The organism is Alphaproteobacteria bacterium (assembly GCA_023898745.1).
Classification (GTDB): Bacteria; Pseudomonadota; Alphaproteobacteria.
The window spans coordinates 127,058-138,678 of the sequence record CP060237.1; the positions used below are offsets into that span (position 1 = coordinate 127,058).

An 11,621-nucleotide genomic window follows, 5' to 3' on the forward strand; every position below is an offset into this window, starting at 1 on the left:
CAGAAAATCGTCGCCATCCATTCTTTCTGGACCATCACGCCTTGCTATGCAAGGCTCGTGATGATGCATCTGTATTTTATTTGCAATTCCATTATTCATATTTCACCGCTCGCCAGAAATCACCAAAGTGCTCAAATTCAATTAATGTACAATGATCTAAATGTTCAATATTTGATTGCACCCCCGCCATCTTCAATGCTATGAACACAGCCCCATGTGCAACTATTAGAAAGTCTTTATGCATCTCAATAAGTTCATCAAAAGCAGATTTTACTCGCGCTAAAACTCTTCTAAAGTTTCCCCGTTGGGTGGACTCAGCCCTTGTTTGAGATATGATTGAAATTCTTCATGAGAAATGCCGGACCAATCTCCAAGATTACTTTCTTTAAATCCGAGAGCAATCTCCATAGGATGATTTGCTCTTCTGTTGACAATTTCCGCTGTCTCTTGCGCACGCTTTAGGGGAGAGTGCAAAATCTTTTTTATAGGCAGCTGAAACACCGTCTCTTCAATGATTTGAGCTTGTTGCCTACCTTTATTGTTAAGCAGAGTGTCAACATTTCCGCCTTGCATCTTCTTTAAAGCATTCCACTCTGTTTCGCCATGCCGCATATAGTAAAACTTCATTTATCCCTCAAAATTATCAAATTCAGTATATTGCACACCCTCTTTAAAACAGTTGAGCCCATGTTTTGCGACAGGGAGTATATTTTCTGGTAATTGATCTAAAGAAAACCATTGCATATCTCCATGTTTATGCGACTCTTTGTTGCAAGGATCTCCTGAATATTCTTGAACGTTAAAAAATATACACATACCATAATGCGGTTGAGTTGGATCAAAATAGTCATGGATTTTATGAAACACTGAGCATACAGACTCTAATTTCTGCACATGTATTCCGATTTCTTCTGCACCTTCTCTGATAATCGCCTGGCTTGGATTTTCCCCAGACTCTATCGCGCCCGTTGGTGTGCACCATAAATTATCACACACACCTGTATTTGTGCGATGCAATAATAAAACTTTATTTTCTTTTTCAAGGATTAAATGCGGGTTAATATGATATCTCATCTTATAAAACCTTCCCAATCTCAATATCACTTGAATCTACTTCATATCCATCCGGATCATCGAAAGGCATTTCTACATAATTATGCTTAATATAAAATGACAATGCTTCTGGTGAGGATTGAATATGCAGAGTTTTCACGTCCCGTTGTCTTAGCCATCTTTCACACAAATTTAAAAGATACTTTCCTGCTCCAAGCGTGCGATATAGCTCATCAATCACAATAATCCGCAAGGCGACTCTGCCGTTCTTCCAAAGCTGAAGATGCGCATACCCAATAACTGAAGCACCCTTATACAGCACAAAATGCACATGATCTTTATGATCAAATGTCCACGTATATGGATCTTTTATTGACTTTTTATCAAAGAAATACTTTTGCCTAAAATTCTTCACCGTTTCCCACTCGTCATAATGAATGCAAAACGCAACATGTAATTCATCAAATCCTGTCACTTTTAAAATCTTTTTGATAAATTTGTTTTTTCCAAGAGTATATTTTGTCAGGCGATATTGCCCTTTTTCATGCGATTCTTCTTTTGCTAACAACTCTGTCTTAAGTTTTGCATATTCTTTACATGCCTCTGGATGCGCTCTTAGATAATCTCGAAACATGAGATTCAATTTAATCCGCGCATCACCCTCTTCAAATAAATGTAAATTGATCTTATGAGGCTCATCTTTTGAAAAATATAAACGCAATGGCAAATTCAACTCACCTTTTGCTGTGTATCCAAGCTTCTCAAATACTTCGGTTACAATAGAACTATCCTTAACGACAACAATGATATCAATTTTTGGCTTAGCGATTAGCCCTTCAACAGAAGTTGAACCAATGTGATGAACAGCAACGCAATTCTCTCCTAAAGCACCTTTAATAATATTCACCTCTCCTGAAAATATCTCAGGCCATTTTGGGTTATAAGCCTCTACCTCAATCATAAACTATACCACAATTCAGAAGATTCACATTTCATTCTACACCTGCAACATATTAAACTCTAATTGTTAACTCGGCATAAATCCCTGCACCTGCTTAAGAGACTCTAATGCACCCTCAGTCTTCTTTCTAAAGAAAATGCTATAAGCGAAATACGCCGCACCCAAAAGCGTAATAACAAGGGAAATCATAGCTGAAAAACTAAAAGAACTTTTGAGTTTATCAAGTTTTTCATTCGATATTTTTTGCTCTTTTAACAGTAAAGCACTTTCTGTTTTGTTCAAAATTCTTTGCATATTGCTACAAGATTTCCATAATATGCTTGAAATATTATAAGGCTCTCTAGGTAGATTCTTGAACACAACAACAATTGTTTTAGGTTGGGCAGTTTTTAAGAGGCTGACTTTCGCGGTAGACACAGGGTTCTCTAGCCCATCCTCTAAAACTATGGAAGTGATTTTCTCCCCTGTTGTAAACGTAAATGTATAAACAATACTGTTTTCTGTTGCGGACTGCAGTGTTGCTTCCGTAACAGATAAACCAGGAATCATAATAATGTTTATGCTAAGTTCTTGTCTAAATTATACCATAATTTGTTATGCGCGTCATTATAAAAAAATAACATTGATTTTTGAAACAAAAAAATGGCAGAATATGAATAGGCCTGGTTAGCTCAATTGGTAGAGCAACTGATTTGTAATCAGTAGGTTGCGAGTTCGAGTCCCGCACCAGGCACCACTTCTAGAGCATAATTCTCATTGTAAATTCAAAAATTCTTGCAAAAAATCGATAAGTATGTTATAATCTAGGCTAATAAAATTATTAATTTAAACAATGACAGATCAAACACCTTGGATTCCTCATGAGTATGTGGAAGGCTTACCTATAGAGCTTTATCAAACCGCTTTAGACTTTCAAACTTTAGCAGATCATTATAATATTCCTACTTTTGCCATGGGAGGAACTTTACTAGGCGCGGTGCGACATGGAGGCCTTATTCCATGGGATGATGATTTGGACTTTTTTATAGAACGAAAACATTTTGATGCCATCAAAAAACATATTTTGCCTTATATGGAAAAATTGGGTTATACATGGTGGTACTACGGCATAGATGATAAAGGAAACGACTTAATTGAACGCCCGCCAGGTAGTTGGTCAGGATTTCAATTGGTAACCTATCGCGAAAATAAAACAATTGAACGACATATAGATATATTTTTATATGAAGGCGCGCCTGTAAGTGAGACACATAAACAATTTAATATGGGCGGCTGGTTTACTTTTACCTATGCTAATGAAGATCTTTCAATTGTTAAAAGAAAATTTGGTGATATAGAAATCAACACTCCAAAAAACTATGAACTTGCACTCAACGCAAATTTGGGCGGTGATGCATGGAAAACCACTGTCAAAAAATATGCCCATCATTTTGAAATAAAGCCTGAAGATAAGAAGCCTTTTGAAACGCAAGAGTTTTTGCCAGCAGGACCATTTGGCCCCTTAACGCCTATAAACAAAGAAGATCTTGAAAAGCACGATATAGAAAAAAGAAATAAATTATGATAAAAAAAGCAATTATTATGGCAGCAGGTCCAGGTACACGCTTGCGCCCTATTACAAATGAAAAACCCAAATGCATGACCAAAGTCAACGGGAAGCCTATTCTTGAATATCAGCTCACAGCTTTTGAAAACAATAACGTATCTGAGATTATCATTGTAACAGGCTATAAATCAGAAGTTATAGAAAATTATATTAAGCAAAGAAAATCCAAAACTCCAATACGAATTATAAAAAATGAAAGACATATAGAAAGTGAAAATGTTTATTCATTATGGTTGGCAAAAAAATATTTAGAAAATGTGTCATTTTTTTGTGTAAATGGAGATATTGTATTTTCTGAAGGCATACTCACAGATTTGGAAAACGATCATGAAAATAGATTGGCTATTCAGAAAGATTTATACCTTGAGGAATCTATGAAAATTCTATGCAAAAACCAAGAATGCATTACTTATATCGGAAAAGATATTTCAGAAACAAACTCATCTGGCACTTCTGTCGAGCTTTATTTTTTCTCCTTAAAACATGTGCAAAACTTATTTTATCATATTGAAAAAAACATCAAGATTCATGGTATTAAAATTTGGTATGAAGTAGCATTCAATCAATTCCTCAAAACATCTCCTATTTATCCTGTCTTTGTAAAGAATAAATGGTTTGAAGTGGATAATTTAGCAGATTTGCAGGAAGCAGAAATTCTGTTTTCCATAAATATAGATAAAATTTTAAATTCTAAAGTTTTTATATTTGATATTGATGGAACATGTGTAAAGGATGAAAAACCAATTGCAAATGCGCCTAAAATTATCAACTATCTTAAGGATATGGGAAAAAAGATTTATTTTTGCAGCAATAATACATCAATTTCTAGTTTAGATATGCATCAAAAACTAAAAAAACTAGGATTTAAGTGCGACCCTCATGACGTCATCACACCAATTCAATCAACTATTTTTTATTTAAAGAGCAAAAACATAAAAAATATTTTTGTATTAGGAACATCACAATTAACATCCGAATTCAAAAAACATGGGCTTATCATTGTAGACAACGATCCTGAAATGGTTGTAATAGGATTTGACAAAACATTAACTTATTCCACACTGGTGCAAGCCACTAACTTCATCAATAAAGGCGCTCCATACTTACTAACACACCCTGACATATCTTTTCCAGATAAAGAAGGGCCTACTCCTGATGCAGGGGCTATAGGATACCTTTTAGAGCTTGTAACAAACGTACAACCTTGCGCTAGTTTAGGCAAGCCTAGTATTTCTATTATTGAAACCATCCAAAATATAGAAAAATGCAATAAAAACGACATCACAGTTGTTGGAGACAGAATAGAAACTGATATCAGAATGGCACATAACGCACAAACTAACTCTACTCTTGTGTTAAGCGGAATCACTAAAAGAGAATACCTTGAAAATGAGACAAAATTTCCAGATTTAATCTTGCCAGACATCAGTTTTATTGAAAGTTTATTCAATAAAAATAGTGAAATTTATACACCTCATTGATTTTTCCACCAAAAATACCCTAAAATGAACAAAATGCTGTGAATTTAAGATAATGAAAAGAACATATCAGCCAAGCAACCTCGTAAGAAAAAGACGTTGCGGTTTCAGAGCGAAAATGGCAACCAAAAATGGTAGAAAAATCATCAATGCAAGACGTGCACGTGGCAGAGTCAAGCTGTCTGCATAAGCTTAAGCAACAAAAAAATTTCACCCAAATCAAAAAACAAGGGCTTTTCTTCAGGAAGAAAGGGCTTGTTCTTAGATACTTCAAAACAGATCAAGATTGTATTAACTGGGCAGTTTCAGCTAGTAAGTATGCTTATAAAAAAGCTGTAGATAGAAATTTAGCCAAACGACGTCTGAAAGAAATATTGCGACAAAATCCACCTAGAATTTATGGAAATTATCTTTTATCCGTCACACCTTCCACCAATCAAACAGATTTTAAAGAGTTAACGCATGATTATCTCACACTATTGTCAAAAATTCCTCATTAGTTTGATACGGGGATATCAATGGGCCGCGCCTTATGTTGGGATTGATAACTGTTGTTTATTTGAACTATCTTGCTCACGTTATGCAATTGCAGCTTTAGAGCAAAAGGGCTGTATTAAAGGCATGGGGCTTATTATATTAAGACTTTTAGCATGCCAAACGTTTGTGAAAGTTCCATGGTTTGGATATGTTGAAACTGTGTCTGAGCAAAACAAATGAAAAAAAATAAGATTAGGTTGTTTTTTTTCATATTAATCTCTAATAATGTAATATAGATTTTTAAACTTAATGAAATGTTATTATTCTTGAACGCTGGATTCACTGCAGGTGTTACGGTGACAGGCGCAAACTTTACGAAACTTGCTGGTGGAAAAACTGAAGAAAAAGCTTCAGCAGCTGCAAGATGGATGATGCAAAATAAAAAAGAGATTCAAGAAAAAGTACGTGATCTACGCAAACAGTTTACAACAGGACTTACAACAGAAGAGCAAACAGTTCTATCGCGACTGGAGACGGCTGAAGAAACCTATGGGCCTGGCTTTGACGAAACTAAATTTAAAAGCGGCTCACTTGGAGGCGATGTAACATTAGCGGGCGCTTATGACACCCTGAAGGGGAAGCGGGCTGATTTCATGTCTAAACTAACTGACGCTACAAAAGAGGTGCAAGAAAAGAGGAAAGACGGCAACGATGCTTTTGAAGAAGGAAAAAAAGACAATCTTTGGTCCGATAACGAAGAAATGCAAGACGTTGTTAGTAAATATGCAACTCCAGGCATATCTGGGCAAGTTGATTTAGGTTATAACTTTAAAGTTGGACAAAATACATATCTTCATGTTGTTGGATCGGTTGGTAAAACATTCAAACAACAAAGCGTCGTGTTTAAGCCTGGGTATTTTGGTCAAATCGCTATTGAGCCAACATTCATGATTGCAAAATCATTTGGTGCGCTTTTACTAGTTGGTTTGAAGATTACACGCAATTCATATGACTTAGACACCGATGACTATAAAGATATTAAGTCTTTGAAGTCCGCACCTCTTGGTTGTGGTATCGTTTATATGATTAGCGATAATATCCGCGGACACTTGAAATATTTCTATAACTACACTTGGGGTGGTGAAAAATTAGATAAAGACAAAACTTACTCTAGCGCCGATGAAGAAAAAGAAGCTCGTGAGAAAAATCAAATGTACTACGCAGCACAATCCTACCGTTCTCACAACATTGCAGCTGGTTTGACTTGGTTGTTCTAAACCACTTTTCTTGAATTACCTCACTCTTCTTCTCCTTGAGGTGATTTTTTTTATCATTACACAATGAATCGTCACCACGAGGCGCGGAGCGCCGTGGTGATCCTGTTTATACTCTAGGTGATCACATCACCTACGTTATACCTATGGCACGCTCGTCATGACGAGATTTTCGTAAGAAAGTCAAAGTCATCCATTATTTTCTGGATCACCACGCCTTGCTACGCAAGACTCGTGATGACGGACTTGCAAATACGCTTGGTGAAGCCAAAGATCCCATGCTAACATTTTTATATATCGCCCAACAAAAGTTCTGTGTTTCCAAACATTTTCAAAGGTTATTCAAGAGAAGAAGCTGCACAGGATATTATTGCATCTGTCACGGTCGGGCTTATCGCCTTTCCTTTGGCGCTCTCAATTTCAACAGCGACAGGACTTCCGCCTCAAGCAGGGCTAGTGGCTACAATTATTGGTGGCATTCTTGCGGCCATTCTGGGGGGTACGCGTTTTGTTGTCAGCGGCCCAAATACAATTTTCTTTTTTACAATCATTGAAGCCTTTAATACAGTTGGTTTCGAGGGACTTCTGTTAGCCACCTTCATCATGGGATTAATCTTAATAGGTGCAGGCTTTGCAAAACTCGGCTTTATTATTGATTACGTTCCCTACTCTGTTACTCTAGGGTTTATGTCAGGCCTATCTGTCGTGATCATCTCCATGGTTTTAAAAGAATGTTTGGGCCTCACACAACCCCTTGCACATGGAAATTTGATCATACAAAGTTGGACGCTGTATTTCACAAATTTTTGGAATACGAATATTTTCTCATTCCTAATGTCTGTCATCGTTATTACATCATTACGCTACTACAAAGGATCTAGGTATCCTGTGTTTATTGGCGCAATACTCGCAACAACACTTATTGCTATGATTTTTAGACTTCCAGTCGAAACTATTGGATCACGTTACGCTGACTTTTCAACAATTTTTTCACGAGCACGCATTCCGAATCTACTCTCTATTAACTTATTTGTAGAGTCGCTACCATATGCTCTCACTATGACAGCGGTTGCCGTTATCAACAGCCTTCTGAACGCAACAGTTGTGCATGATAAAACGAACACCCCCGTCAATCCAAATCAAGAGCTCATTGCGCAGGGCGCAGCCAATGTAGCTTCTGCATGTTTTGGAGGATTGCCTGTAAGCGCAACATTATCTAGAACGCTTGTCAATATTGAGCAAGGCGCAAAAACATCTTTATCTTCACTATTTCAGGCGATCTTTGTTTGGGTATTGCTTTTATTTTCCCTGCCGCTCCTAAAAAAAATCCCCTTGGCATGCCTCAATGCCGTTCTATTATCCATTGCCTTTGATATTCTTGAACCCAAAAAACTATGGGAACAAATCAAACTTCCTCATGGCGAATCTGTTGTATGTATGACCACATTTTTCTTAACCATCTTTGTAAACAATGGTGTAGCTATTTTGGTTGGAACAATGATCGCAGCATTCTTGTTTATTCATAAGATGAGTCATATGACGAATGTTCAATCTGAATCAACATTTAGTGATATTCATGAAGGCATTAAAGTGTACCACATAGACGGCCCCTTCTTTTTTGGGGCATCAAGTCGCTTAAAAGTCTTGCTTGAAGAAGATAAGATTACAGATAAGGTGATTGTTTTCGATTTAAAAAATATGCCGCTCATCGATTCAACAGGCAGTGTATTGTTAACAAAGATCATTAAAGAAAATAAAGATACGGAATTTATTATGATCAATGTTAATGAGGAAATTCAAGCATTCTTTCAACATATCGGTTTATCAAAAAAGCGTCACTATAGCGTAACAAATAATTTGGAAGAAGCGATTAAAATTGCAAAACAGATTATCAAAGAAAAGAAAAAAGAGGAAAAAACGAACCATGAAACAACTGAAACGTAATCTAGAATCAGCATCTGAAATGCAGAAAAAAAACTATAATATAGTTGAAGACTCGAGCGATAAGGAGATCACAATCAAAATGTCTAAAACAACACTTTTCTTTGTCATTATTATGCAATTTGTAATTGTGAGCTTATTTTTTATGCTTGGATTTGTTCTAGCATGGAGCTACGGAACTCAAACAACCCCTTCTTCTTTTGCAAAACCGCTTCATGAACATCACAACACACAAATTCTCCAAGATGTTGAAAATTTATCCAAACCTAAATCATGACATTATACAAGTTAGACGAACTGCAAACACTTGCAAGAAAAATGGCAAAACAAACCTCAGTTCCTTATGCGCTAGGACTAGAAGGAGATTTAGGAGCTGGAAAAACGACCTTTGCTCAAGCGTTTATTAAGCATTTTGATCCAACTGCCACAGTAACAAGCCCTACCTTCCCTATTGCCCAATATTATGACAATGGACGCATTGCGCACTATGACTTATATCGCCTGAAATCACCTGACGAACTTCTTGACCTTGATATATTCGAAGATCTTCACACTAAAATTTGTTTAATCGAATGGCCAGGCATATTAAATGAAGTGCTAGATCATCCAATTCCTGTAATGCATATTTCTGTTGAGGATGAGGAAAAGCGAAGGGTGCGGTTTGATTAATGGCGCAAACAAACCGTCCTGCCTTCGCTCTTCGAGCTTTGGCGCGGAATCCGCTTCGCATGCTTCGACTCGATAAATCTCGTAGTAACTTAAATTTTACCTACAGCAAAATTTGCGAAGACAGATTAGTTGAATCTTAATCTTTTTTTGTGCTCTGATAAACAAAAACCCCTCACCTTCAATGATGACAAAAATTTTAACACTCATTTTATGGTGTGTTTTCGGTATTGAATTATATTTGAGCGAAGGATTATCGCCGTCTACCAATGTATTGCTTTCCATGGGAGCTCTTCAAGGAGCTAGTTTTTCTTATGAAAAATTATTATACGCTGGATTTTTGCATGCACATTTTTTGCATATTTTTTTCAATACATGGGCATTATCCTCTATAGGTTCAATTGTTGAGCGATATGATGGTCCTATCAAAATGATATTTATTTTCTTATGTGGCGTTATCGGTGGTTCAAGCTTATCGCTCTTTTTTCAGACAAACCCTTATGTTATATCCGTTGGCGCCTCATCTGGCATTATGGCCCTTTTAATGAATTTGTTTATTATTGGAATCAAACAAAACAACACTTGGCTATTAAAACAGCTTCTGTTTACTATTATTATCGCTCTTGTTCCTGTCATCCCTGGAATAGATTATTCCGGCCATTTAGGTGGCGCAATTGTTGGAATTATTTTAGGAATTGCGCTTTAAGTTTTTCTCTAGTTTTTCTAACTCTTGGTACAGATTTAATTTCACATCCAATCGATAATACAAAGAAAATAAATACTCAAATGTTCGTAGAAGCTGCAAAGATCTTAGAGGACCCCTCGCATTATCAGGCATATTTTCTCTTATATGTTCTTCAAAGGCAATTTTATCTTCTTTATAAGATGATGACAAAACTTTGTTTTTAGAAATTGGATGCATAAATGCTGTAAATAATCTCCATAAATATCTCAACGTTTCTTCATTAGCTAAATCTTCGTCGGTTGAGCCGAAAGACTTAAAAAACTGTCTTATAGTTTCTTTATTGTTTGCAAAACTTTTTGCACAATTTTCTGGCCATGCTTGAGACCATCGATCGGGAGTTTCAACTTTTAAAAATTCAACTAACGCTTTGGATTGCTCTTTCGTTAGTATCCGCAGACCGCCACAATCAATAACCTGTAGCGCAAGTTTGTCTTTTTTTCGCATAATTAATAAATTGCCAGGACTAAAATCTGAATAGAAATAACCATTTTTTATGGTTTTAATAAAAAATTTAAAAATGAGTCTGAAAATTTCTGATCGCTCTTTTTCTGTCGCATTCTCTGTTAGCATAAACTGAGGTAACGTTTTGCCTTCCATATATTCTAATGCAATCCACTTTCTACCATCCGAAATTAAAGGTTTTGATACTTGAATATCAGGGTCTTTTTTAAAAATCTCCCACAAAATTTGTGCACTCTTAAACTCCTCATTTAAATCATATTCTTTATAAAAATCTTCGTTAATCTCACAAATTAATTCCTTGCTATTTACCAATCCGGAACGATTCTTGCAAAATGAAATAAATCGCTCAATAAATCCTGCCACAAACTCATGATTTTTCTCTGTCTCAGGCACATATACCTTTATAACAGCTTTTTTTCCATCTTTGCGTTTGGCTAAAAAAATATTTGTCACAGATCCAGCAGCCATCGCTGTGTGTGATAATTCTTCAAAATATGCTTTGATATTTGGCACAAAATCCTCTGGGATTTCTTGTTTTTCTCCGCCAAGATGACTGCAAAATCTATCTACTTGTATCCAGTAATCTTGATGTTCCATTTTTATATCAAGAATAATAAGTGCTTGAAACATTTTTGCTAAAGCGCCTTTTTGACTTGTATCCCACAAATCACACAAGTCTTCAGGCTTTTTATGCGTTGATATGCGAAATATCTGATAAAGAGATGTCCCAGCTCTTTTAATATCAGATGCCCAACTTGCTGTTAAAAAAAATAACATATAACTCAGAAATTGAACAATATTCTGCTTTTATTATAATAACTAAAAATATGTAAATTATTATAAAATTAAAGTATTTTATAATAAAAAAAGTATCTCATTGAAATTATTGAGATTTTCGTTATAATGTATCAAAATAAGACAGTAATTGTCACGCGGCGCGTTCGTCATCACGAGAAGC

The 11,621-nt window shown here is 35.9% G+C and carries 16 protein-coding genes and 1 tRNA gene; 11 read left to right on the plus strand and 6 right to left on the minus strand.

What is annotated here, in order from left to right; translation table 11 throughout:
• Window positions 1-91: 91 nt before the first annotated feature.
• The 5 genes from H6850_00700 to H6850_00720 form a co-directional block, all read right to left on the minus strand.
• Window positions 92-343: a histidine phosphatase family protein gene (locus H6850_00700; protein ID USO02808.1), complete on the minus strand. Its 252-nt coding sequence runs from the start codon at window positions 341-343 to the stop codon at window positions 92-94.
• Entirely contained in the window at window positions 280-627 is a 348-nt protein-coding gene (locus H6850_00705) for a histidine phosphatase family protein (GenBank protein ID USO02504.1), read from the minus strand. The genes H6850_00700 and H6850_00705 overlap by 64 nt, the downstream gene beginning before the upstream one ends.
• Window positions 628-1,074, minus strand: a complete 447-nt coding sequence (locus H6850_00710; protein ID USO02505.1) for an NUDIX domain-containing protein — start codon at window positions 1,072-1,074, stop codon at window positions 628-630. It lies immediately after the preceding gene.
• 1 nt (window position 1,075) lies between these two features.
• The gene (locus tag H6850_00715) at window positions 1,076-2,014 is read right to left on the minus strand and encodes a GNAT family N-acetyltransferase (GenBank protein ID USO02506.1); all 939 of its coding nucleotides are present in this window, start codon (window positions 2,012-2,014) and stop codon (window positions 1,076-1,078) included.
• Between the two features lie 66 nt (window positions 2,015-2,080).
• Window positions 2,081-2,563 carry a hypothetical protein gene (locus tag H6850_00720; protein USO02507.1) on the minus strand — a complete coding sequence of 161 codons (483 nt, stop codon included), beginning with the start codon at window positions 2,561-2,563 and terminating at the stop codon, window positions 2,081-2,083.
• Window positions 2,564-2,674: 111 nt separating this feature from the next.
• Here H6850_00720 and H6850_00725 point away from each other — a divergent pair.
• From H6850_00725 to H6850_00775, 11 genes are all read left to right on the plus strand, one after another.
• Window positions 2,675-2,750, plus strand: a tRNA-Thr gene (locus H6850_00725).
• A 96-nt stretch (window positions 2,751-2,846) separates the two neighbouring features.
• Window positions 2,847-3,578 (plus strand): LicD family protein, encoded by a 732-nt coding sequence (locus H6850_00730; GenBank protein ID USO02508.1) that lies wholly within the window; start codon window positions 2,847-2,849, stop codon window positions 3,576-3,578.
• Window positions 3,575-5,101: an HAD-IIA family hydrolase gene (locus tag H6850_00735; protein ID USO02509.1), complete on the plus strand. Its 1,527-nt coding sequence runs from the start codon at window positions 3,575-3,577 to the stop codon at window positions 5,099-5,101. The genes H6850_00730 and H6850_00735 overlap by 4 nt, the downstream gene beginning before the upstream one ends.
• A 52-nt stretch (window positions 5,102-5,153) precedes the next feature.
• The gene (gene rpmH, locus H6850_00740) at window positions 5,154-5,288 is read left to right on the plus strand and encodes a 50S ribosomal protein L34 (protein USO02510.1); all 135 of its coding nucleotides are present in this window, start codon (window positions 5,154-5,156) and stop codon (window positions 5,286-5,288) included.
• A complete protein-coding gene (rnpA, locus tag H6850_00745; GenBank protein USO02511.1) occupies window positions 5,248-5,598 on the plus strand; it encodes a ribonuclease P protein component in 351 nt (116 codons plus the stop codon). The genes rpmH and rnpA overlap by 41 nt, the downstream gene beginning before the upstream one ends.
• Complete coding sequence (gene yidD, locus H6850_00750) at window positions 5,561-5,815, plus strand: membrane protein insertion efficiency factor YidD (GenBank protein USO02512.1); 255 nt, start codon at window positions 5,561-5,563, stop codon at window positions 5,813-5,815. Before rnpA ends, yidD begins: the two co-directional genes overlap by 38 nt.
• A gap of 74 nt (window positions 5,816-5,889) precedes the next feature.
• Window positions 5,890-6,852 (plus strand): hypothetical protein, encoded by a 963-nt coding sequence (locus H6850_00755; protein ID USO02513.1) that lies wholly within the window; start codon window positions 5,890-5,892, stop codon window positions 6,850-6,852.
• 312 nt (window positions 6,853-7,164) lie between these two features.
• On the plus strand, window positions 7,165-8,793 hold the full coding sequence (locus H6850_00760) for a SulP family inorganic anion transporter (protein ID USO02514.1): 1,629 nt from the start codon (window positions 7,165-7,167) through the stop codon (window positions 8,791-8,793).
• Entirely contained in the window at window positions 8,774-9,067 is a 294-nt protein-coding gene (locus H6850_00765) for a hypothetical protein (protein ID USO02515.1), read from the plus strand. Before H6850_00760 ends, H6850_00765 begins: the two co-directional genes overlap by 20 nt.
• Complete coding sequence (gene tsaE / locus H6850_00770) at window positions 9,064-9,459, plus strand: tRNA (adenosine(37)-N6)-threonylcarbamoyltransferase complex ATPase subunit type 1 TsaE (GenBank protein ID USO02516.1); 396 nt, start codon at window positions 9,064-9,066, stop codon at window positions 9,457-9,459. The genes H6850_00765 and tsaE overlap by 4 nt, the downstream gene beginning before the upstream one ends.
• 181 nt (window positions 9,460-9,640) lie before the next feature.
• Window positions 9,641-10,162 carry a rhomboid family intramembrane serine protease gene (locus H6850_00775; GenBank protein ID USO02517.1) on the plus strand — a complete coding sequence of 174 codons (522 nt, stop codon included), beginning with the start codon at window positions 9,641-9,643 and terminating at the stop codon, window positions 10,160-10,162.
• On the opposite strand, the gene H6850_00780 is transcribed toward H6850_00775, so the two are convergent.
• Window positions 10,145-11,440, minus strand: a complete 1,296-nt coding sequence (locus H6850_00780; protein ID USO02518.1) for a hypothetical protein — start codon at window positions 11,438-11,440, stop codon at window positions 10,145-10,147. The two genes, H6850_00775 and H6850_00780, sit on opposite strands and share 18 nt — an antisense overlap.
• Between the last annotated feature and the right edge of the window lie 181 nt (window positions 11,441-11,621).